19 protein-coding genes and 1 tRNA gene are annotated in these 21,421 nt (G+C 68.0%); 9 read left to right on the top strand and 11 right to left on the bottom strand.

From position 1 onward, the window contains the following. Positions 1–372 precede the first annotated feature (372 nt). From ONA70_RS16280 to ONA70_RS16305, 6 genes are all read right to left on the bottom strand, one after another. Positions 373–445 (bottom strand) — tRNA-Lys (locus ONA70_RS16280). 303 nt (positions 446–748) lie between these two features. Then, on the bottom strand, positions 749–1,873 hold the full coding sequence (locus ONA70_RS16285; protein WP_265007282.1) for a CDC27 family protein: 1,125 nt from the start codon (positions 1,871–1,873) through the stop codon (positions 749–751). An 84-nt stretch (positions 1,874–1,957) separates the two neighbouring features. Further along, a complete protein-coding gene (locus ONA70_RS16290) occupies positions 1,958–2,596 on the bottom strand; it encodes a GNAT family N-acetyltransferase (RefSeq protein WP_265007283.1) in 639 nt (212 codons plus the stop codon). 39 nt (positions 2,597–2,635) lie between these two features. After that, positions 2,636–3,310 (bottom strand): GOLPH3/VPS74 family protein, encoded by a 675-nt coding sequence (locus tag ONA70_RS16295; RefSeq protein ID WP_265007284.1) that lies wholly within the window; start codon positions 3,308–3,310, stop codon positions 2,636–2,638. A gap of 12 nt (positions 3,311–3,322) precedes the next feature. Further along, entirely contained in the window at positions 3,323–4,336 is a 1,014-nt protein-coding gene (locus ONA70_RS16300) for an acetamidase/formamidase family protein (RefSeq protein WP_265007285.1), read from the bottom strand. Beyond that, entirely contained in the window at positions 4,333–5,742 is a 1,410-nt protein-coding gene (locus ONA70_RS16305; RefSeq protein ID WP_265007286.1) for an APC family permease, read from the bottom strand. The genes ONA70_RS16300 and ONA70_RS16305 overlap by 4 nt, the downstream gene beginning before the upstream one ends. 303 nt (positions 5,743–6,045) lie before the next feature. Between ONA70_RS16305 and ONA70_RS16310 the strand changes: the two genes are divergently transcribed. Genes ONA70_RS16310 through ONA70_RS16335 form a run of 6 tightly spaced genes read left to right on the top strand, consistent with a single transcriptional unit; the run spans position 6,046 to position 11,643 of the window. Then, on the top strand, positions 6,046–6,945 hold the full coding sequence (locus tag ONA70_RS16310) for a radical SAM protein (RefSeq protein ID WP_319957419.1): 900 nt from the start codon (positions 6,046–6,048) through the stop codon (positions 6,943–6,945). A gap of 20 nt (positions 6,946–6,965) precedes the next feature. Beyond that, complete coding sequence (locus tag ONA70_RS16315; protein WP_265007288.1) at positions 6,966–8,195, top strand: methionine adenosyltransferase; 1,230 nt, start codon at positions 6,966–6,968, stop codon at positions 8,193–8,195. Further along, entirely contained in the window at positions 8,195–8,848 is a 654-nt protein-coding gene (locus tag ONA70_RS16320; protein WP_265007289.1) for a class I SAM-dependent methyltransferase, read from the top strand. Before ONA70_RS16315 ends, ONA70_RS16320 begins: the two co-directional genes overlap by 1 nt. After that, positions 8,848–9,579 (top strand): phytanoyl-CoA dioxygenase family protein, encoded by a 732-nt coding sequence (locus ONA70_RS16325; protein WP_265007290.1) that lies wholly within the window; start codon positions 8,848–8,850, stop codon positions 9,577–9,579. Before ONA70_RS16320 ends, ONA70_RS16325 begins: the two co-directional genes overlap by 1 nt. Further along, positions 9,579–10,280, top strand: coding sequence for an FkbM family methyltransferase (locus tag ONA70_RS16330; RefSeq protein ID WP_082159396.1), 702 nt, complete (start codon positions 9,579–9,581; stop codon positions 10,278–10,280). Before ONA70_RS16325 ends, ONA70_RS16330 begins: the two co-directional genes overlap by 1 nt. Next, positions 10,270–11,643, top strand: coding sequence for a hypothetical protein (locus ONA70_RS16335; protein WP_265007291.1), 1,374 nt, complete (start codon positions 10,270–10,272; stop codon positions 11,641–11,643). Before ONA70_RS16330 ends, ONA70_RS16335 begins: the two co-directional genes overlap by 11 nt. Before the next feature lie 9 nt (positions 11,644–11,652). Here ONA70_RS16335 and gltX read toward each other — a convergent pair whose 3' ends face one another. The 3 genes from gltX to ONA70_RS16350 all read right to left on the bottom strand — a co-directional run bounded on the left by gltX (position 11,653) and on the right by ONA70_RS16350 (position 15,430). Then, the gene (gene gltX, locus ONA70_RS16340; RefSeq protein ID WP_265007292.1) at positions 11,653–13,062 is read right to left on the bottom strand and encodes a glutamate--tRNA ligase; all 1,410 of its coding nucleotides are present in this window, start codon (positions 13,060–13,062) and stop codon (positions 11,653–11,655) included. A gap of 105 nt (positions 13,063–13,167) precedes the next feature. Continuing rightward, positions 13,168–14,049 carry a phosphotransferase gene (locus tag ONA70_RS16345; RefSeq protein WP_319957421.1) on the bottom strand — a complete coding sequence of 294 codons (882 nt, stop codon included), beginning with the start codon at positions 14,047–14,049 and terminating at the stop codon, positions 13,168–13,170. Positions 14,050–14,056: 7 nt separating this feature from the next. Continuing rightward, positions 14,057–15,430, bottom strand: coding sequence for a hypothetical protein (locus tag ONA70_RS16350; protein ID WP_265007294.1), 1,374 nt, complete (start codon positions 15,428–15,430; stop codon positions 14,057–14,059). A 641-nt stretch (positions 15,431–16,071) separates the two neighbouring features. Between ONA70_RS16350 and ONA70_RS16355 the strand changes: the two genes are divergently transcribed. The 3 genes from ONA70_RS16355 (at position 16,072) to ONA70_RS16365 (ending at position 19,621) form a co-directional block, all read left to right on the top strand. After that, positions 16,072–16,395: a hypothetical protein gene (locus tag ONA70_RS16355; protein WP_265007295.1), complete on the top strand. Its 324-nt coding sequence runs from the start codon at positions 16,072–16,074 to the stop codon at positions 16,393–16,395. Positions 16,396–16,404: 9 nt separating this feature from the next. Next, on the top strand, positions 16,405–16,857 hold the full coding sequence (locus ONA70_RS16360; protein WP_265007296.1) for a hypothetical protein: 453 nt from the start codon (positions 16,405–16,407) through the stop codon (positions 16,855–16,857). Positions 16,858–17,683: 826 nt separating this feature from the next. Beyond that, positions 17,684–19,621, top strand: a complete 1,938-nt coding sequence (locus tag ONA70_RS16365) for a helicase-associated domain-containing protein (protein WP_265007297.1) — start codon at positions 17,684–17,686, stop codon at positions 19,619–19,621. A gap of 27 nt (positions 19,622–19,648) precedes the next feature. Here ONA70_RS16365 and ONA70_RS16370 read toward each other — a convergent pair whose 3' ends face one another. Then, positions 19,649–20,707, bottom strand: a complete 1,059-nt coding sequence (locus tag ONA70_RS16370; protein ID WP_265007298.1) for a DUF2293 domain-containing protein — start codon at positions 20,705–20,707, stop codon at positions 19,649–19,651. 159 nt (positions 20,708–20,866) lie between these two features. Continuing rightward, positions 20,867–21,361, bottom strand: coding sequence for a DUF6933 domain-containing protein (locus tag ONA70_RS16375; protein ID WP_265007299.1), 495 nt, complete (start codon positions 21,359–21,361; stop codon positions 20,867–20,869). Between the last annotated feature and the right edge of the window lie 60 nt (positions 21,362–21,421).

Consider the following 21,421-nt stretch of genomic DNA (forward strand, 5'->3'; position numbering starts at 1 on the left):
CACTATCTGCTGACGGCGGCGGGCGAGCGGATCCGCGCATCCGGCCCGCCACCACGCACTACCCAGACACCCGCACCGTGGCCACTTACCGCGGCAGCCACCCTCGCTGCCCTACCCTACGCGCCCAAACCGACGCCGTAGGTGGCCTGGCCAGACGCAGACGCCACCCACGCCGTTGCTGCCGAGTGCGGCGACATGCGTCGCCCCGCGACACCGAGCCAAGCCGCCGAGCAGCGGCGCGCGAGATTACCTGGCCTCATTCCAGAGCTGGGTGCTCGGTGGGTGCTCGCACACCAAGGCCCAAAACCGACAAATGCCAGCGGCAAGAGCAACCCGAGACAGTGATGCCGGGCTATTTTCCCAGTTCAAACGTGGGCCGCCGGGGACTCGAACCCCGAACCTAAGGATTAAAAGTCCTCAGCTCTGCCAATTGAGCTAGCGGCCCGCCGAGCCACAAGGCTACCCGAGCCCGTGCCCGCTCGGCGCACGGCTTTCCCGGTGCGCTTTCGAACGTCAAGCGGTACGGGTCGGGCCAGTCGGTGTCGGTCGGAGTCACCGGAAGCCCAACGCCGACCCCAGCCAGGGGACGAGAGCCGGGTGGCGCTGGGCGACGCGCGGACCGACGGGGCGGACAAGGGTGGCTCGGGCGCTCGCGCGCTGGTGGTGCCGTGGCCGCCGGCACTCCGCCACGCGGCTGGACGGCGGAGCCGGCCGCCGGGTCGGTTGACAGCCGGCAGGGAAGGCGGGTTCATGAGTCCTCGTGGTGCTGGTGGCCTTTGGCGGCGCAGTCGCGCCAGATGCGGGACAGGTGCCGGGTCATTCTGGCGGTGGCGGGGTGGCCGGGGTGTTCGCGTCGGTGGGTGGTGATGGTGTCGGCGAGGAGGGTGCGGGCGGCTTGGCAGTGGCCGAGGGCGTGCAGGACGAGGGCGATGGTGGCGTGGACGGCGAGCGTTCGCGGGCCCTGGCGGCCTTCAATTTTGCTGAGGTGGTCGGCGAGCTGCCGGTAGAGGTGGTACGCGCGTTGGTGGTGGCCGGCGCGCCGGTGGGCGGTGGCGTGGAGGTGCAGGGCGTGGAGGCTACGTGGGTGGGTGGGCCCGTGGAGGTGAGTGGTGGCGTGGTGGGCGTAGGTGGCCCAGGTGATGGCGTCGGTGGGGTGGCCGAGGCGGAGTTGCAGTTCCGCCAGGCGCGCGGCGGCTTCGGCGTGTAGCGGGTGGGCTGGGGCGGTGGCGGGGTCGACGCCGGTGAGGCTGTCGTGCAGGAGTTGCCGGGCGCGTAGCGGGTCGTTGAGCGCGAGGTTTCGAGCGGTGGCGACACGCTGTACGCGTTTGGCGTCGAGCTGGTCGGCGACGGGTCTGGGTGCGGCGCGCCAGGTGAGGGTGATGTCGGTGGGGTTGGCGCCGACGGTGACGCGGGCGAGGACGCGGTGGGCGTGGACGGCGGCCAGGTGTGGCAGCGTTGGCGCGCCGGTGGCGGGGATGAGCTGAGCCGCGTGTCGCAGGATGGTCCGACCGACAGTGTGGGCGATGGCCGCAGCATCAACCGGCCGCGGCCGGCAATCCTGCTGGCACTGGTAGCCCTGCCCAGGCCCGTGCCGCTCGACGCAGGCCATCGGTTGGTGGCAGAACCTGCAGTGCAACAGTCCCGGCGGCAGGTACGTCTCCCCCGGGTCGGCGGTGCCTGGGACCTGCCTGCCTGGCTCGGGCGGGCGTGGGGCGCTGGCTTTGGTGATCCACTTCTGGACCAGGCGCGGGTCGAGGTTCATCTGACGGGCGACGCTGGTGACCGCGCCGTACGCCCTGACTTGGCGGGCTTCCGCGACCCGCTGCACGACGGCGTCGATCAGGTCTGGAGGGTATTTGCTGGGGAAGGGCATGATCCGCGTTGTCGGTTGGGGGTGTCGGTGGTCAGCTGCCGGGTGCGTATCCCGTCGGCCTGACTTGTGACGGGGATGCTGCAGCTAGACATGAAAGTTCTGCCAGCGGTTGTCGACCAGGCGGGACGGGTTGATCGGCATGCCGCTGCTGCGGTGAGCGTTGCACCGCATGGGGTGCAGGGCCGGGCCGCCGGGCAGGGCGATCGCCGGTCGGGGTGTGTAGCCGTGCCGGGCCAGCAGGTGCTCCACGCCTGCGAAGACGGTGGTCCAAGACGGTAGGCCGATGCAGTCGAGGCGGCTGCGGTGGTGGGCCAGCAGCGCCGCTCCGCGGCCGGTCTGCTGAGCGTCGGGACGGACGGCGAGGAACGCGAGGTGATAGTGCGGCTCGGTCGGCTGCGCCTCAGCCAGGAGCGCGTCCAGCAGGTCGAAGCGGTCGGCGTGGCCTCCGGCGGCGCCGGTGAGGCGGGTGCGGTAGTTGGCCGGTGGTGGGATGGGCCGGTAGCGGTGGAAGCCGACGGCGGCGGCGGTCAGGTCGTCAGTGAGGTGGATGTCGCCGTAGAACATCGCGTGCTCCACCCAGATTCCGACGACATCGGCCAGCACCTGGCGCCGTTTTGCGGAGTCGGGTGCCAGCCACGCCGCGAGGGGGCTGGGGTGCAGGGCATCCGCGATCAGCGCGGCGACCCGGTCCTTGTCCGCCCAGCGGGCAGTGCGGATATGCACAGCGGCCTCCATCGGATTTGATGTCCTTGTGGTCTCGGTTCAGCGGTACGTCGCAGTGGCGAGGTCACCGACCGCCGCGTCGAGGGCGGTGGTGATGTCCCGCACCGACCGGTGGTGCTGGCCGGCAATGGCTTTCAGGTGCTCCGTCACGGCAGCGCTGTCGTCGTTGAGGTAGAGGTGGGTCGTCAGCCCGAGGGTGGCGACGAGGCCGGCGAGCGCGGCGGTGTGGTTGTCGGGCTGCTCCCGGCCGAGCGCGACATATCGCAGCCGGGCGCGGGCAACGACCGCCCACTTACTGTCCGTCGCAAGGTAGGTGTCGGTGCGGGCAAGGCCGCCGAGGCGCCGACGGGCGGTCTGCCGGAGGATCCCGGCGGCGACGAGACCGGCGCGGGTGCGCTCGTACAGGTCGTCGGCGAAGCCGCGCAGGAATACCTTCACCGGCGGCGCGCTGCGCCCGTAGCGGATGGCGGCGATGGCGGTGTCGGCGATCAGGTCCCCGACTGGCTGGTCGGTGTGCAAGCGAAGCCAGCGTTCGCCGGCCGGGCGGTCGTCATTCGGGTCGAGGCTGATCCGCTCGGCCAGGAACAGGTCGATCAGGACCGCGCCGGCCAGCCCGAGCGCCAATGCATGCCGGTGGATGTGCAGGCTGCCGGTGTCGTCGTCGTGGCCGAGCAGGAACAGCTCATCGCGCAGCGGCAAGCGGGGGATAGTCATCAGCCTCGGCCCCTACCGGAGCCCGGCGGCGAGCTGCCGCAGCCGGGCGTGCACGCCGCCGTAGGCGGGTTCGGGCGTGGGGAGCAGGGTCTTGTCGACCGCGGCGAGGATGGTGTAGTTGGGGTCGCACACGTTGCCGATCGGCGCCCGCCCCACCTGAGAGACGAACTGGTAGGCGTCCAGCGTCTCCAAACCGGTCAGGGAACCCACCCAGCCGACCAGGTCGTGGTGGGCGATCCGGTAGGCGTCCTCCAGAGGGCGGGCGCAGCCGATCGACATGATCGTCGCGTCGGTTTCCAGGCGCGGCCATACCGTCGGAATACCCTTGATCACCTCAACCGCGAGGGTTGTGGTGGTAGCGATCTCGACACCCACGCCGCAGGCCTCGCCTTCGCCCTGGCGGGCGTGGCCGTCGCCGAGGGCGAGCATCGCCCCATGCACGTTCACCCCGAGGTAGAGGGTGGTGCCGGCGCAAAGTTGCGGGGTGTCGAGGTTCCCGCCGTGGGCGTCCGGGACGATCGTGGAGCGGGCCTCGAACCCGCCAGGGGCCACCCCGATCGTGCCGATCATCGCCTCCAGGGGCAGCGCCACGGTGTGGTCGGTTTCGGTGGCCTGGAACCGCACACTTCCCGCCTGCCGGTCGATCTCATACACCCACACCCGCTCCTCCAACGGCGGCTGCAGCGTGGCCGTATGCGAGGTCGACGTGAGGGCCCCGAAGTGCGGGAACGTCGACGACACACCCCAGTCACGCGCCGGTGTGATGGAGGCGAGGTGGATGGCGAGGGTGTCGCCGGGCTCGGCGTCCTCGACGAAGAACGGCCCCGACACTGGGTTGAGGTAGGGCATGCGGCACACCTGCGACGGCAGATCCGCCGGTCCCCGCACGAGGCCGCCGAAACAGTCCTCCGTGAAGACCTCGAGTACGTCGCCGGAGCGCAGGTGGGCGACCGGCATGCGTCCGCCGAAGGTGTAGGCGAGCTCGTCTCTCGCCGGACGGTAGGTGATCTTCTCCATGCTGCTCACACCCGCTCCACGTCACGCTGCAGCGGCGCGGGCGCCAGCCCGGACAGGACCGGCCTACGACCCGTGGCGTACAGGCCTGCAAGCACGAGCACGCCAAGGGCGAGCCACGCCAGGCCCAAGCGCTGGGCGGCGATGTTGGCGTTGACCACCACATAGGCCAAGATCGCGAAGCCGACCGCGGGCATCACCAAATGCGCCCACCAGTTGCCGGTGCGCTGGCGGATGAGGTGGTGCACGACCACGGAGACGTGCAGGACCAGGAAAGCGACCATCGCCCCGAAGTTGATCAACGACGACAACAGCGTGATCCCATCCGAGCGGGTAGCCATGTACAGGCCCAGGGCGAGGGACACGGCGCCGGTGAGCAGGGTCGCGTTGATCGGCACACTGCGACGGATCGAGACCTTCGCCAGGAAGGCGGGTAGCTGCCGGTCGCGGGCCATCGCGTACAACAGCCGGGAGGTGGCGACCTGGGCGACCATCGAGTTCGGCAGACCCCACGCGATCGCCGTCGCCACCGCGCACAGGGTCGCCAGCCAGCCCCCGCCGGCCACCTGGGCGGCGTCGTAGAAAGCGGTCCCGTTCGGATCACCATCGGCCAGCAGCCCGGACGGGTTGGGGACGAGCATCGCGGCCAGCCACGTCTGCGCGATGAACAACACCCCTGCGAGGATCAGCACAGCGGCCATTGCCCGGCCGATCTGCCGGGAACCGCCCTTCGCCTCCTCAGCCAGCATGCTGATCCCGTCGAAGCCCAGGAAGCTGAGCACGGCGATCGACACCGCCCCCGCCACCACCGACCACGTGAACGTTTCGGAGTTGTAGAACGCCTCCCAGCTGAACCGGCCTCTCCCGGAGGCGATCGCCCAGCCGGCGACGGCGATGAAGATCGCCAGGACGATCAGCTCGCCGACCAGCATCACCCGAGTGACCACCGCGGTCATACGGATCCCGACCGAGTTGACGACCGTGTTGACCGCGACGAAGCCCAACAGCCACACCCACACCCACACCGGCGCCGCGGGCACGGTCGTGTGCATCGCCACCGACGCCACCAGATACAACAACCCCGGCACGAGCACGTAGTCCAGCAGGATCACCCAACCGGCGAGGAAGCCCACCGGCGGGCTGATGCCCCGGCCCGCGTAGTTGTAGACACTGCCCGACATCGGAAACGCCCGGACCATCTGCGCGTACGAGAACGCCGTGAAGACCAGGGCCACCACACCGATCGCGTACGCCAGGGCAACCATCCCGCCCGAGCCGGCGTACACGCTGCCGAAGATCGCCATCGGCGCGATCGGCACCATATAGACCAGCCCATACGCGATCAGGTCTCGAAGCCGTAGCCTCCGGTCCAGTTCCTGTCGGTAGCCATAACGGGTTAATTCGTTCTGCTCGTACATCCAGCAACCTCCTATTCAGGGGCAAGCCCGGCGCGAATTCGAGAACACGCCTCGGAGCTCTAGGACGCGTTCATAGGGACTGCCTTCGACCAGCCTGGCCACCCGGCCCACCTTGGGCAGCGCCGGCTGGGCATTGACGATTGCGTGATCACGACGGGCCAGCACAGCCCACGGTGAGGGCTCACCGTGGGCCCCCACGGTGGGCTGGCCCAGCCGCATCGCCAGCGTGAAGGTGGACATCGGCCGCCGTCGAAATAGTTCCGGCGGTTTGCCATTGGGAGGTTGGCCTTGCGTGTCTCAGCGATGACATCTGATCCGGCGCCGTGGGAGTGGGAGTTCGACTGGCACCTGACGAACCGCTGCAACTTCTTCTGCGAGTACTGCCATCCGCAGATTCGCTACGTGCTGAACAAAAAGCACCTGAACGAACCGGATCCTGCGCTGGTAGTCCAGCGGTTCGAGGACCTCAACCGCACATGCCTCGTGCACATGTCGGGCGGGGAGCCGTTCCTGTTCCCCGGTTTCGTGGAGCTCTGCGCCGGGCTGACCCGACGCAACTGGATCAGCATCAACACCAACCTGGCATCGCCGGAGTTGGTCGCCCGATTCGCCGCCGAGGTGGACCCCTCGCGCGTGGCGAAGATCGTCGCGGCCCTGCACGTACCGGAACGTGAGCGGCTCGGGTTGCCGCTGGGTGAGTACGCCGAGTCATTCCGCATCCTGCGCGGTGCCGGGTTCGATGTGGTGGCACTCTACGTACTGTTCCCGCCGCTGCTGCCCAGACTTCGTGAGGACCTCGCCGCGCTGGCCGCGTTGGGCGTGGAGCCATTGCGCGCCAAGGTGTTCAAGGGCGTCTACGAAGGTCGCCGATACCCAGAGTCGTACACCGACCCGGAACGGCAGCTGATCCTGGCGAACTCCGGCGAGTACCACTTCAACCGGCCATACCTCGACGGGATGCTTGCCTTCCGCGGCCAGCCCTGCACCGCAGGCACGACCTCCTTCAAGGTGACCGTGACAGGCGAGGTACGGCGATGCGCATCGGTGCCGACCAGCTACGGAAACCTCTACGACGGCACCTTCCAACCCGCCGCCGTACCGGAGCCCTGTCCCGCGAGACGTGTCCTCGTTCTGTCGCAGTGCATGGCGTACCTCGTCGACCCGCCGCAACCTGCGGCCTCCGCCACCGCCGCACGCCCGTGAGTAGGAGAGGAGGAAGCGCAATGCGAGTCATCACAAGTCTCGGAGCGGACCATCCCGATCGCGCGCCATTCGATGCAGCGGAGCGCAAGGGCATCGGGCACCCCGACAGCCTCGCGGACCTCGTGGCCGACAGCTTCTCCCGTCGCTACTCCACAACCTGCCGTAAGCGGTTCGGCGCGGTGCCAAACCATTGGGTGGACAAGGTGACGCTGGTGGGAGCGGCTGCTGATGTCCGCTTTGGCGGCTACGACATTCGCAAGCCCGTCGACTGCTACCTGTTCGGCAAGCTCACGGATCGGATCGACGGCATCGAGGTGCCTATTGCCGAGCTGTTCGATGACACGGTCCGAGCCGTGCTCGCGGACGCGTTGGATGACCGGGCAGTCCTCGATCACCTGCGGATGCATGTGAACAACACCGCCGGCACGGCTGTGGACCACGACGCGCAGTTCTACCAGCCTCGTACGGCCGCTGCCATCAGCCAGGTCCTCGTGAGTGAGTCGGTCGCCAACGACACCGTTCTGTGCGCCGGCACGAGCATCCAGGGCCTTGCGGCACAGACCGCAGTATGGCTGGAAACGCTGTTGACCAGCGTCGCTTTCCGCAGCCGATACATGACCGGCACCGACGTCAAGGTCATGGTGGTCAGGAACGGCAGCGAGATCGAGGTGACCGCCGCCGTGCCATTTCACCCGGGGAACACCGAGAGTTGGTCGGCGTACCGCACGGCGCTCAACGCGGTCCACGATGAGATCGCGGGGGACCTCAAGCGGTTCCTCGACGAGACACCAGCCGCGTTGTCCCTGGGACGGCTATCGCTGAACACCAAGGACGTGCCGGGCCGGGGCTATCTCGCTCCTTTCGGCACCTCCCTGGGCAAGGGCGACTGCGGCGCAGTCGGTCGAGGCAACCGGTACAACGGGGCGATCGAGCCGCTCCGGCCCTCCAGCGGTGAAGCACCCGCGGGCAAGAATCCCATTCACCACGTCGGCAAGATCTACACGGCGGTGGCCGACGACCTCGCCCGACGCATTCTGACCGAACTCGGCATCTACGCGGAAGTCGTCATCGCCGCACGCAACGGCGATCAACTCGACGAACCGGCGTACGTTCTCATCCGATCCGAGGCACCGGTAGGCGCCGCCGGCGAGGCACTGGCTCGGGAGGCGGTCAAAACTGCCACGAGCTACTACGAGCGGTTCTTGACGACCGACCCGGTAAGCCGCTTCCGCGAGGCGAGGCAGTCCTGATGGCGCCCCTGCTGGATGAGATCCACCTCCATCACCTCCACCAATTGCGCTGCCGCCCGGCCACTATCGACCAGGACGGGCTCCGGCTTGGGGATACGTACGTGATGTTCTTCGCCGAGTCCGAGTTGATGGCCGAGCACGCCTGCAGGCTGATCGGAGACCGACCGGGGGCCGACGTGCTGGAGGTCGGCCTCGGCCTGGGTGTGTTCGCCCAGCAGCTCGCGCCGTTGCGACCCGCGAGCTACACAGCCGTCGAACCGCATCCGGCGGTCGTCGACCTCGTCGGGCCGAGGATCAGGGCGCAACTGCCGTGTCCCGTCAGCGTTGTCGTCCACCCCTGGCAGGTGCTCGACCTTGCCCCTGGCAGCGTCGACGCGATCATGTACGACACGTGGCCCCCCGACGGCCACGCTGACGCCGACTTCGCCACCTTTGTCGAGCACGTTGCGTTACCGGCGTTGCGGCCCAGCGGTCGGTTCAGCTTCTTCCACAGCGGTATTGAGCTGCCTGAGGCACGCGCGCGCGTGCTGGACGAGCACTTCCCCGGCTGGACCGCCACCAGGTTCACCGTGCCCCCGGGCCAACTACCCGCCGGTTGGACTAAGCCAACGGGCGACTTCCTCGTTCCGCTCGCGCAGAAGGGACATCGTTGATGCGGTCGCTCTCGATCAGCAGCTTCACGCGATCTCGTTTCCAGCGAGACGGCTACCTTGTCATCAACGAATTCGTCGATCATGGCATGCTGGCGCGCCTCCGCGCCGCCGCCGACGAGGCGTTTCAGCAGGTAGTAGATGGCACTCTCGCCGCGCGGGCCAAGCATCCCCGCCTCACCTGGTGGCGCCTGCCGGACGGACGCCCGTACGTCTTCAAGATCAAGCCGGTGCTGGATCTCGCGGCCGCTTTCACGGAGGCGACATTGAGTGACGCCCTCCGCAGTCTCGCCTCGGCGATTCTCGGCGCCGACGCCGTGCTGATGGAGGACAAGGTCACCTACAAGACAGCGCTAACCGATGAGGCCAGGTGGGCCGACCTGCCGGTTCTCGGCGAGGACGTCCGCAAGCACTCCGACGCCGCGTACTTCACCGCGCGAGGTTTCGGACGTGTGGTCACGGTAGCGCTGTGCCTCGACGACTGCCCGGCAGCCGCCGGTGCCCTGCGGGTGTGGCCGGGCAGCCATGAGCGCCCCATACGACACGAGCCGACGAGGAACCAGGGACCGGTCGTCGTGGACGAGGATGCGCCCGAGAAACACGCGGTGACTCTCGAGGCAGCTGCGGGAACGCTGCTGGCATGGGATGCCGCGCTCGTTCACGCCAGCGGCCCGAACAGCACCGGCAAACCACGCCGGCTGCTCGTTCTCGGCTACACGGCCAGTAGCGCGTGATGGCCGGGTCGGAACCGCAGGATCGGGCGGTCCTCGGGAGAAGACAGCTATCCGGCGAGGTGGTCGGTCAGCCCTACACGCAGCCGTACCCGTACTTCGGGCAGTGGGGTGAGGATCGCTGGCTTGTCGAACACCTCGTCATTCCCGCGGACGGAGTCTTCGTCGATGTCGGGGCGGGCGACGGGATCCGCGGAAGTAACAGCCTCTACTTCGAGACGCTGGGATGGACGGGGCTCTGCGTCGACCCTGATCCGCGGAATCAGGCGCCTCTGGGCAATCGCGAATGCGCCATCCGCTACTGCGCCGTCTCAAGCGCGTCCGGTGAGCAGACCTTCAGCATGTACGACCCAAAGCCCTCGTGGTCTGGCCTCGGTGACCGAGGCCACGGCTACACCATCACCACGGTCGACTGCCGTCGCCTCGAAGACCTGCTCGCCGAGGTCGGGATCGACCGGATCGACCTGCTGAGCATTGATGTCGAAGGTACGGAACTGGATGTCTGGTCGTCCTTCGATCCCGACCGTCACCGCCCAGGGATCGTCATCATCGAGTACGACAACAACCACCTAACCCGCAGCGAAGACCACATCCTTCGGGCCCTCGGGCCGCACCGCTTTGAGGCCCTACACCGAACTCCAGCCAATCTGATCCTTCGCGGGTTGGATGCCGAGAGCCAGCGACGGTGGCGCCATGCGGGATGAAGATTTCCTCGATGCGATCGGCCGCGCGATGCGACCCAAGGTGGCCGGCGAGAAGACGGTCGTGTTCTGCTCCCACGGCGCCGACGCGCCCCATTGGCGCCACCTTCTTGCTGCCGCGCAGACGGACGACGTCCTGGTCCTGGCCTTCGACGACAGCCTCGCCGCTTTGCTGAGCCCCTCGGGCAACCGGACCGCTGCTCAGCTACTCGCAGACCGGCACGCACTGCTCGCTACCCTGGCGACCGACTCGCCCCTGAGTACTCTCGTTGACCAATTCGATCCCGACCGGAAAGCAGTCCTCCTCATCACTGACCCGCTCAACCCGCCGGTAACCGGTGGCCGGCCGCGCCTCGGCGGTAAGCACCCGAGCTGGAGCTTCTTCGAGCACAAGAGCGTGGTGGACGTGCTGTGGGACTCCATCGGTCTAGCACGCGCCGAGTCGGCGGTGTACGACGAACCGACAGCGCTCTGGCGAGAGCTTTCCCCCCGCGGGTCCGATCTCGTCTACGCCGCCCAGCAGCACGGTGAGGAACCCTCCGCGGGCGGCGAAAACATCCGTTGGTCGAGCGCCGACTCCCCCAGGCGGGAAGACGACACGGTACGGCGACGGCGAGTGCGGGTCATGCCCATGCTCGCAGGCGCCCCCTGCCGCCTACACGGCGTGGTCCTCGTGGGGTCGACCATGGCCTTCACCCCGTTGGAGATCCTCGTGCCACGTCGGCCTGCCGACGGCGCCTTTCTCTGCGCCGGCACAGCGCCGATGCCCGAACTCGAACAGCCCCCGCTGCTCAAGTTGACCCGGTCAATCGGCGAGGCGCTGCGCGACCGCCTGGACTACCGTGGGGGGTTCTCCGTCGACGGGATCCTCACCCGAGACGGCTTCCGGCCCACCGACCTCAACACAAGGGTGACATCAGCCTTCGAGTCCGCTCCGCCGCCGCTGCGAGTCGCCGTGCACGCGAGCGCGCTTCTCGCCCAAGCAGGTCTCCCGGGAGCCGATGCCGTAGGGCTGGAGAAGCAGTCCCATTACGTCCTGAACAACCCGGCCGATCTCACCTTGCTCGCCGTCGTCGATAGACACGCAACGGCCGCGATGCGGCGAGTCCGCTGGAACGGCTCCACCCTCGTGCCGTGCGCCGTCGAAGAGGCGCACGGCACGATCGGCATCATTGCTGCACCGCGGGGAACCGTGCTGCGCATTCGGCTGCGAAGACAGCACCTGCCGGCGGGCATTTCACCGCAGGAGGCAGCAGTGCTGGCGTTCCGCGTGGCCGACGAACTGCTCGGCGCGGGACTCGGTGATCTGCAACCACCACCGAGTGCCCGCAGTGCCGCTCCCACTCAGCGGAGCGGCACGAGGTGAGCACTCGCTCTACGAGAGCCGATCGATGGCGGCCCGGATCCTGCCGACAGTGCGGTCCCGGCCGAGCACCTCCAACGACTCGAAGAGGGGCAGCCCCACCGTGCGGCCGGTAACCGCGACCCGAATCGGCGCCTGCGCCTTGCCCAGCTTCAACCCCCGCGCCGCTCCCAACTCCTCGACCGTGCGCTTGAGCGACTCGGCGTGCCATTCCACCGTCTGAAAGGCGACTGCCGCCTCGCCGAGCAGCGACAAGGCATCACCGGTCATAGCCTTGGCCCAGGCCGCGTCGTCAATGGCCGGATCTGACAGGAACAGGAAGTCGACCATCGCGACGATCTCGCTGAGCACCGCCACCCGGGTCTGCGCCAGCGGCGCGACGTTCGCAAACACCACCTCGTCGTAGTCCTCCGCCCGCCACGGGGCGTACTCGCCGCGCAGCCATGGCTGACAGGCCGAGATGAACTGCTCCGTGCTCAGGGCCCGGATGTAGTCGCCGTTGAAGGCCCGCAGCTTCTTCACGTCGAAGAAGGCCGGGGAGGGGTTGACATCTGCCATCCGGAACTCGGCCACGATGTCGTCCCAGGGGACGATCTCCCGGTCACCGGAGGGTGCCCAACCGAGCAGCATCAGGTAGTTGCGCATCGCCTCGGCCAGGTATCCCTCGGCCCGGAAGTCCTCCAACGCGACCCGGTCCCGGCGCTTGGACAGCTTCTGCCGCTTCTCGTTGACCAGGATCGGCGCGTGCGCCCACATCGGCGGCTCCTGCCCGAGCGCCTCCCACAGCAACTGCTGCTTCGGGGTGTTGGGCAGGTGCTCCTCTGCCCGGATTACATGAGTGATCCCCATGACCATGTCATCGACGACGTTCGCCAGCAGGAACACTGGCGAGCCGTCGCCACGTGCGATGACGAAGTCCTCGATCGTCGCGTTGTCGAACGTGGGCTCGCCGCGCACCATGTCCCGCACGACCGTCTGGCCCTCGTCCGGCGTCCGGAATCGCACCGCGCTGCCCGGGGCGGCGACCAGGCCGCGGTCCCGGCAGTAGCCGTCGTAGCCCTTGTGCTCGCTGCCGGTGCGCTCCACCACCTGGGCTCTCACACAGTCGCAGTAGTAGGCCTGGCCTGCCGCGAGGAGCTTGGCGATGGCATCGCGATGGTGCTGAACATAGGCGGACTGGAACAGCGGCCCCTCATACTCGTCTGGGCCGACGCCGAGCCACGCCATCGCGTCGATGATGCCCTGCACCCACTCCGGCCGGCTGCGTTCGGCGTCCGTGTCCTCGATCCGCAGCACCAGCACGCCGCCGGACTGCTTCGCCAGTACCCAGTTGTAGAGCAGCGAGCGCGCGTTGCCGACGTGGAACATCCCGGTCGGCGACGGGGCGAATCGAACGCGAACTACCGAGTTTGCCGATGCCATGCACGCAGCGTACCGATACATTCCAGTCGCTTGATCGCATATCCCGGCGCAGTTTCACAGGCCCCGTGGCGACGGCTGGGCGAACGTGAGCGACCGCCACAGCGGCTAAAGGATGCGCCAGGGACGCAACTCCTTGCCTTCGCTGCGAAGACCGTCGAGTCGGCGATGCACCTCGGCTGCAGCAGCCGTGCCGGGCCGGGACTTGCGAGCATTGGTGGCGATCATCTGGAGCTCGCGAAGCTGGCACAACTGGTCAAAACCATGCCAAGAGGTAGCATCCCAACCGTAGCTGCGCGTGAAGTCAGCGAATGCCGTTCGATCGCCGCCGAACCGGCGGCAGTGCACAGCGACGGTGGCGATATCCCACTCCCTCGGTCCGAGTGCGACGCCGTCCCAGTCAGCCAGTACCGGAGTGCCGTCGAACCGCCGAAGGGCATTGCGGGTCTGAGGGTCGGACTGGATCAGGCTGACGCCCAACGGAAAGATCATCGACGACCATGCCCTGCTCAGACCCTCAAGCCGGTCCAGCAACAGGTCGCGGTCTCGGGCGTCAATCATCTCGGCGCTCTCCACCGACCGCCGTACGCTCTCGATCGGCCGAAGTGCCGGTAACTCCACCCGTGGCGCCGGAAGGCCATGCAGCTCCCGCAGCAGCAGCCCGAGTTCGGCGGCGGTGATGGGGTTACCGAGCGCCGGATCCAACCGCTTCCATACCGTCACCGCGTGTCCGTCAACGAAGAGCGGTTGCGGCACCCGGTCGCACAGTCCGACGGTCGGAAACCCCTTGGCCGACAGCCACTCGACGACCGCGACGACAGCCCGCGTACGGTCAAGGCCATACTCCGTCGGCGCAATCTTGACCACCACGTCACTGACGGCATACACAGCGTTAGTGTGGTGCCGAAGCAGTAGTGCGTCAGCGTCGGAGTGACCCAGCATCCGACACACCTCGGCGAGCACCGGACGTGTTCGCGCCTCGACGAACATGTGGCCCCTAGGTTTCGAGCGCAGCAGTTCCGACAGCAAGGGTACGGCTCCGCTCCCGGCACGACCGCACGTACTCCGCCAGCTCGATCACCTCCCTGCTGTGGACATGCCGCGGAATGGCCGAGATCACCTGACCGGCCTTCGCCAAGATGATCTCCGTGCGCTGCAGATCGGGCAGGTTCGCGATGGCCTCGCGGGCCGCTACGGCGGCGTCGGCGAATCGAAGGTCACGGGCCAAGCACAGGGCACGATCCAACATGATCAGAGCTGGATCGATGGGCACTGCCGGGGCGGGACCGTACAGCCGAAGGGCCTCCTCCTGGACCCGGTATGCCTCCTTCGTGTCACCGAGCCAGGTCATCGCCCCGGACAGATAGAACAGCAGCCGCTTCGCGGGGAAGCGAAACGCCGCGTCGCTGTCGTCGTCACCTGCCTCGTCGAACAATCGGTGCGCCTGCTCGATCGCCGCTCGCGCCTGCTCAGCAGCACCGAGACGGGCCAACGCCCGCGCACGTCCAGCCGCCGCCAACGCTCCAGACGGTGATGCGGCCGTGGTGATAGCCAGCGCCGCATCCGCCATCGCCACCGTCTGCTGCGGGTCGCCGAAGTAGTACGGCAGCATTGCCGCTTGAGCCCGCACCAACACCCGGAGCCTCGTATCCGCGCTGTCGTCCGCCGCATGGATCGCAGTCCGGTACCACAGTCGCGCCTCGCCGGCGTCGCCCAGCCGCATCAAGGCGTCAGCACACATCGTCGCCAGCAAGGCCGCAGCGCCGGAAAGACGAGCTTGGACAGCTGCGGGCTGCCGACGACGCGAAAGAACCTGAATCTCGGAACACTCCGTAGCAAGCCTCGACAACATCACGCTCGGTGGCGCCGAGGGATAGGTCCACAGGTGCTCACTGACCGATTCCTCGACCAACTCCAGGTGCCGCGGTGACACGCTCGAAGACGACAATGCCTCATCCAGCTCGGCACGCAGGCGGGCGAGAGCAGGGACCGTCCGGGCGGCTGCTTCTTCTTCGGCTTGCCGCGATGCCGGCTGGTCACTCGCCACCTCGCGTCTGGTGGCAATCGAACCGCCCACAGCCGCTGCGAGATCCTTCTCGCGGCCGAGTCCCATCGCAGCCCTCGGGATACCGAGGCCGAGCGCAACTCGCTCCAGCACCTCGTAGGCCGTAACCTGCCGCGTCCCCTTCGCGATCTCGGAGGCACGGTTGGCAGAGACGCCTACGAGGGCAGCGATCGCCCCATAGGAGACGCCGCGCGCGTGCAGGAACCTGAAGACCGCCGCAACGTCGCGCCGCTCCAGAAACTCCCGGATCGGCCGTCCTTCCCACCTGCCCGACGTCCACCATGACGGATCGATCCGGGCGGCCATGATCACCTCCAGCAGCCGATAGCGAGCGGGAACCCAGCGCGGCGGCGCCTGCCACGGACACATCAATAGACCGACCAAACTACCGCCTGCCGCCTAAAGACTCCATAGAGTCAGATCGACGCCTGGCGCATGCCGGGCTTCTTTCGATATCCGACTGGATTCACCCATGCTGGGCGCTCTCCCGGCCTCTCGCCCGCCGACCTGACGTATTGGCGGTCCAACAGCGGGCGGCCCGTGGATCGGCCGCCCGCACAGGCCAGCCGCTGCTCTCACGTCGCCCCGAGTGAGGAAAGTCACACCACTGGCCGGCGTGTCGCTGCGTAGTCACGATACCGGACAACTAGGCTCGCGCCAGCTACGCTGGAAGCCCGCGAGCCTAGTTGTCCGGTATCCCGCGCGGGTCATGCATGCAGGCCACGCTCAGTCCGCATGTCTCAGCAAAGTCGGTGGTGAGTTGCCCCGCCCCAATCCGATCGTTACCTTCGGTAGCGTTGGCATGACGCCTTAGACTTTGAACCGCTAGCGCAACCACAAAGGATGAGGTAACTTCGGTCCTCCTAGAGGTTGAGGATCACTGATCAGTTTCCAGCTGCGCACGAAGGCATGGCATCATCCGCCCTGGGTAGCCCTACCATGAGGGCATGGAGGAGGCTAGCGGCATGGCCGACGACTTTAGGGCTCTGATGGACTCCTTGGGCAACATGGCGTTGAGTTCGATCCGTGAACACGCCTCGCAGGTCCGCGTTACCGCAGACCCAGTCCTCTGCACCGCTCATGTCGTCGCCCTGATGGACGAGCTGCCAGCAGACGACGAGTACGACGCCGTGCTTGCCCGGCTTGTTGAGCTGCACGATTTTTACACAGACGAGCTGTGCCTTAGCTTTGCCATCGAAAAGCTCCGTCCAGGTGCCGACGAGCAGAACGGCCGTTCCACCGAGGTGCGTGAATTCGCCTACTCTGGCTAAAATGTCTGCATGAGCAACCGGGTGGCGCTGAACTCATCAGATCATCAGGCCCGCGCCATTAAGCACGAAAGCGTCGCCGATGCTCTCTTTGCAAGACAGGAAGAGTGGTCGACTGTCTGCTACTTCTACGCTTCACTGCACCGGGTTCAGGCAGCCTTGGTCGATGACCCCATATTCCAGGATCCTCTCCGGCTTCAGCAGAAGAGTCGTCTGCTGAAGCCGGCGGATCGCTTCTGTGATTCTCATACAGGGTTTTTTCGTCCAGGCGGCATAAAGTCTTGGGGATTGAACGAACTCGTCCGTTTGCTCTATAGAGACATATCCGTCCCATACGAGGCTCTCTATATAAACTCCATCCATGTCCGATATGAGAACGGTCCCGCTCTTTCCCTGGAACGCCTAAAAGCACACGCAACAGACATCAAAATTGCCTTCCAACAGCGAAGGCTCATTGCGAAGTAGAAAGGATCTGCTCGTCCGGGAGATTGGCTTCCTTGGCGGTGCCCAGCGAGGTGATCCGCCGCAGCGAATCGCTGAGGGCCGGGTTCGGGCGAAGCCCTGAGCTCTTCTGGCGCTGTGCCCTCCGTTAGCGTGGCTGGCCCGCCCGCCGGATGCCCCTCGGAGCGGGTACCAGGTCCGGCACCAGGACACGATCGCCTGGCGATGGTGACGCAACCCGCGATGGTCACGGATCTACTTCTGCCGCCATTGCGGCCATAGCCAGCGATAGCTGAAACCATCACCGAGTTGGTGATCTCCCCGTCGGGGCAGTCGAGACCCCCAGATGGGAGACCAGTTGGAGCGGCCAACGTGCGCATGGGTGGCTCCGAGGGTGCTCGGATGTTCCGATGCCGGACGGATTCACCGTACGGCTCCTGGATTCGCGTCCCTGCCGGCCACTCACTGCGGCGTCACTCTCGATGGGCGCGACGCGGACCGGCACAAACGCGGCCGGACGACACGCCAGGAATCCGGACAGCAGACGCCCTGTGAGATGCCGAAGGGGCTTTGTCCTGTTCTGGCTACTTTTAATCCTTAGGTTCTGGGTTCGAGTCCCAGGCGGCCCACGTTTGAACTGGGAAAGGGCCCAGTACCACTATCTCGCGTTGCTCTTGGTGCGGGCATTTGTCGGCTTTTGGGCCTTGGTGTGTTGGTGTGTTGGTGTGTTGGTGTGTTGGTGTGTTGGTGTGCGAGCATCCACCGAGCACCCAGCTCTGGAATGAGGCCAGGCGATCTCGCGCGCCGCTGCTCGGCGGCGCTCGCCGTACGGCTGCTTCACCCGTCGTCGATGGCGGCTGCCTGCGCGTTGCTTACCCTGCCGCAGCTCCAAGTGGGCGAGGCCGCGGCAGCGCTGGGCGACGGGTGCACCACCGCGCGGCTGGCGACCCTGTTGGGCGTACCGGAGGGCGACGCGGACCTGGCCGCGGCGCTGCGCCGTCTCACCGAGCTCGCCCTGATCTGGCCGCACGCCGACGGCTTCGCGGCGGCACATCTGAGCGCGGTGTGGCCGCACCCGCTGAACCTCGGACCCGGCGCCGCCGAGCTGCTCAACATCCAGAACATGACCGAGCTGCGCAGGCTGGCGAAGGTGTACGGCATCCCCGTGACGGGCCGCGGCAAGGACGAGTTGATCGTTGCGCTGGTCGGCTGGCTGGCGCGGCCGGAGAACGTGCGCCGGCTCGTGGCGCAGGCCCCGGCCGACGTTCGCGCCCGGCTCGCCGCGCTCGCCTTGCGGCCGGCACAGCCCGTCCATCTGCGAGGGATCATGTTCGGCTCGGCCGGGGTGACGCTGCCGTGGGCCGCCGAGCGTGGTCTCGTCGTCGGCTCCGTGTGGGGCGTCGAGGAGATGTCCCGCGAGGTCGCCCTCGCGCTGCGGGAGGGCTACGTCGCTGCGTTCGACCCGCAGCCGCCGGCCGTGCCCACCACCCTGGTCACGCCAGAGGACGCCGAGCGGGAGGCCGCGGCCGCCGCGTCGGAGACCCTCGCCGCGATCACCGCGGTCGCCGGGACCATGAGCGGCGGCCCGGTGTCTCTGCTCAAGACGGGCGGCCTCGGCGTACGCGAACTGCGCCGGATCGCCAAGTCGTCCGGCCAGGACGAGGACCGCGCCCGCCTGACCATCGAACTGCTCGCCGCGGGCGGCCTCACCGAGGCCTCGGACATCGGTCTCGCCCTCTCGGTGGCCTATGACGAGTTCGCCGCCGCCGAACCTGAGGACCAGATGGTCGACATCGTCCAGACCTGGCTGACCATGCCCGCGTGCCCGCTCGCCCCGGCCGACTCCACCGCGGTCTCCTCCCGTGCCCTCTACTGGGACGAGGGCGAGGAGATGACTTTGACGGCTCTGCGCGCCCTGACCTTGCGCACTCTCGCCCACGTCCTACCCGAAGGTCACGCCACCGGCCCCGGCACGCTCGCCGACCGGCTGGCCTGGCAGAGCCCTGTCCTGACCGACCAGGCCGACGAGGATCTGCACCGATACGTCACCGGCATCTGGCGGGAAGCCCACCAGCTCGGTCTGCTCGCTCACGGAACAGCGACCAGCCTCTGCCGTAGCCTGCTGACCGGTGACGCCGACGCAACCCATCGGCACGCTCAGGCCATGCTGCCCCGGCCCCGCGACACGGTCCTGTTGCCGAACGACCTCACCGCGGTGGTGACCGGCACCCCCTCGGCCAACCTGCTGGCACTGCTGGACAGCACGGCCACACCAGAGTCCCGCAGCGGCGCCTGGACCTGGCGATTCTCGCCGGCCAGCATCCGCGGCGCACTCGACGCCGGAAGCACCCCTGCGGATCTGCTGGCCCGGATCACCGACGTGGCCGAAGGCGGCCACGTGCCGCAGACACTCACCTACCTGGTCAACGACGTAGCCCGCCGATACGGCCGCGTTCAAGTACGCCCAGCCGGCTGCTGCCTGTGCAGCGACGACGAAACCCTGCTCACCGAAATCCTCAACACCCGCTCGCTGCAGGCCCTGCACCTGGTCCGGCTCGCCCCGACCGTGCTCGCCAGCGCAAAATCGCAGGCCGAAACCCTGGCCGCACTGCGCGCCGCCGGCCACGCCCCGGCCGGCCTCCGCCTCGACGGCAGCCCAGCGATCGAGATCCCGCAACGACGGCGCGCCAATCCACCACCCACCGCGCCGGACAGCGATGACCTGGTCCCTCTGCCACGCCTGAGCGACCCGGCCGACGTCGCCCGGACCCTGCTCGGCAACCGCTGACCAGCGAGACTCGGGACGGTCCGGCGCTCAGGCCGGGCGCCGCCACCGTTCGAGGACCCGATCGATGTCGTCCCGGACGCGTTCCCGGGCCTGCTCCCGTGGCACACCGGCCATCAACAGCTCGTCGTACGCGGTGTCCTCGTGCCGCACGGAGGCGACCACGGCCCGGGTCACGGCGTCCGGGTCAAGCGCCCGACCGGCTGCGCTGCGCCCCACCCGGCCGCTGCCGCGGGTGCCGGTGTGTCGGCTGATCGCCGCCGCCCGCATCGGCGGGCAGCTGGGAAACAGCCGGCCGATCTGTTCGGCCAGATCCTGCTGGAACCGCTCGTCCGCGGCCTCTCGCCGCTGCCGGTCCCGCTCGCGGCGGCGGGCACGGGCTTCCTCGTCGGAGAGGCACTGCTGCTCGGCCTGCTCGACCGCGGCCTCCTCGACCAGCAGCCCCTGCCGCTCGTGGCGCTTGCGGGAGCGGCTGAACCGCACCACCACCGCCGAGAGCCGGCTGGCCTGTCTGGCCCGACGGGTCAGCGCCGCGTCACCGGCCGGCAGGAACACCAGGTGATCGAGGTCAGCGCAGGTGAGGCACGCCGGCCCCGGGTCCTCCATCATCAGCAGGTCGGCGTCGATGCGCCCGCAGCCGACGCAGGTGAACGCCTTCAGTGGCTGCACCACCACCAGGTCCGGCGGCTTGCTCTGCCGGGCAGTCAGCCGCTCCCGCTGCCGCTCCGGCAGATCCGCCGACGTCCAGTGCGTGCGGTACGTCAACTCCTGCGTGAGATCGCCGGCGGCGGTGAAGCGCAGCGGCCGCCGATCGCGGGTGGCGGCGAGATACTCGACCTGGCTGGGGCGCAGGCCACGGCTGGCCACCCAGCGGCGGAACACCTCCAGCGCGTCGGCGAGCCGGTCGCCCGACACCGCCGCGACCGCTTCCAGGTGCGGCGCCCGGCCCTGCCGCCAGTCCGACACCAGCCCGAGCGGCACCCAACCCATCCCGGTCAGCACGTCGAGTGGGCTCACGTAACGCTGGCGCCGCAACGCCTGCTTGGCAGCGGTCACCACCCGGCGCTCCAGCTTCGAGGCAGGCTGCATGGACGGCAGGCTACCCGGCGCGACGCTCCGCCGGTCGGCAGCGCCGCCCGTGGGCAGTCTCTCAGCCGGTCCGCTGATCTGCTGTCAGACTCTGCACAGGGCTACCCCGACGGAGCGTCGGCCGGGAACTTGGTGACCACCGGCATGCCCATGATCCTTTCACGAACTGATCTGCTGCACGATGGCCGCGAGCTCCCGGTCGGGGCGGACGTGGCGCTTGTAGAGCGGGCTGCACGGTGTCGCGGCCAGCCGCACGGCGAGATCGAGAAGGTTCGGCTTGGCGGCGTCGCGCCAGGTGTCGGCGAGGAAGGCGAACTCGTTCATGATGCCGACAACGCTGCGATTGGCCGTCGGCGCGATGTCCCACTGGCGCATCTGGTCGACCTCTGTGCGGATGACCAGGTCGGGCACGCCGTGGGCGGCGAGCACCGCGCCGACCTGGTCGGCGACCCGAGCCGGAATGGTGGCGGCCGGCGCGAGGGCCATGAGCACCGGCAGCAACGTCCGCTCGTTGACGAGCAGCGCGACCTGCGGCCGCCACGGGAGCAGCGTGGCGTACCAGTCGCCGAGCAACGTCGTGGACCGCTCGCCGTCATGCTGGGCGGACGGGCCGATGCGTTGGCGCAGCTTCGCGGTCGCGCGCAAGATGAACATCCGCCCATCCTGCCGCCTACGCGCGTCCGTTTCCCGGCGCCGTCCGTGTCACGCGACGGT

The organism is Micromonospora yasonensis (assembly GCF_026013475.1).
GTDB classification, from domain to species: Bacteria; Actinomycetota; Actinomycetes; order Mycobacteriales; family Micromonosporaceae; genus Micromonospora; species Micromonospora yasonensis.

Excerpts from the sequence above, each read along its gene's own strand:
- ONA70_RS16285 (WP_265007282.1), bottom strand. The coding sequence starts at position 1,873 with ATGCCCTTCCCCAGCAAATACCCTCCAGACCTGATCGACGCCGTCGTG.
- ONA70_RS16350 (WP_265007294.1), bottom strand. The coding sequence starts at position 15,430 with ATGGCCGCCCGGATCGATCCGTCATGGTGGACGTCGGGCAGGTGGGAA.
- ONA70_RS16330 (WP_082159396.1), top strand. The coding sequence starts at position 9,579 with ATGGCCGGGTCGGAACCGCAGGATCGGGCGGTCCTCGGGAGAAGACAG.
- ONA70_RS16375 (WP_265007299.1), bottom strand. The coding sequence starts at position 21,361 with ATGTTCATCTTGCGCGCGACCGCGAAGCTGCGCCAACGCATCGGCCCG.
- ONA70_RS16320 (WP_265007289.1), top strand. The coding sequence starts at position 8,195 with ATGGCGCCCCTGCTGGATGAGATCCACCTCCATCACCTCCACCAATTG.
- ONA70_RS16310 (WP_319957419.1), top strand. The coding sequence starts at position 6,046 with ATGACATCTGATCCGGCGCCGTGGGAGTGGGAGTTCGACTGGCACCTG.
- ONA70_RS16355 (WP_265007295.1), top strand. The coding sequence starts at position 16,072 with ATGGAGGAGGCTAGCGGCATGGCCGACGACTTTAGGGCTCTGATGGAC.
- ONA70_RS16345 (WP_319957421.1), bottom strand. The coding sequence starts at position 14,049 with ATGTTCGTCGAGGCGCGAACACGTCCGGTGCTCGCCGAGGTGTGTCGG.
- ONA70_RS16315 (WP_265007288.1), top strand. The coding sequence starts at position 6,966 with ATGCGAGTCATCACAAGTCTCGGAGCGGACCATCCCGATCGCGCGCCA.
- gltX (WP_265007292.1), bottom strand. The coding sequence starts at position 13,062 with ATGGCATCGGCAAACTCGGTAGTTCGCGTTCGATTCGCCCCGTCGCCG.
- ONA70_RS16325 (WP_265007290.1), top strand. The coding sequence starts at position 8,848 with ATGCGGTCGCTCTCGATCAGCAGCTTCACGCGATCTCGTTTCCAGCGA.
- ONA70_RS16365 (WP_265007297.1), top strand. The coding sequence starts at position 17,684 with ATGGCGGCTGCCTGCGCGTTGCTTACCCTGCCGCAGCTCCAAGTGGGC.
- ONA70_RS16370 (WP_265007298.1), bottom strand. The coding sequence starts at position 20,707 with ATGCAGCCTGCCTCGAAGCTGGAGCGCCGGGTGGTGACCGCTGCCAAG.
- ONA70_RS16335 (WP_265007291.1), top strand. The coding sequence starts at position 10,270 with ATGCGGGATGAAGATTTCCTCGATGCGATCGGCCGCGCGATGCGACCC.
- ONA70_RS16295 (WP_265007284.1), bottom strand. The coding sequence starts at position 3,310 with ATGACTATCCCCCGCTTGCCGCTGCGCGATGAGCTGTTCCTGCTCGGC.
- ONA70_RS16360 (WP_265007296.1), top strand. The coding sequence starts at position 16,405 with ATGAGCAACCGGGTGGCGCTGAACTCATCAGATCATCAGGCCCGCGCC.
- ONA70_RS16305 (WP_265007286.1), bottom strand. The coding sequence starts at position 5,742 with ATGTACGAGCAGAACGAATTAACCCGTTATGGCTACCGACAGGAACTG.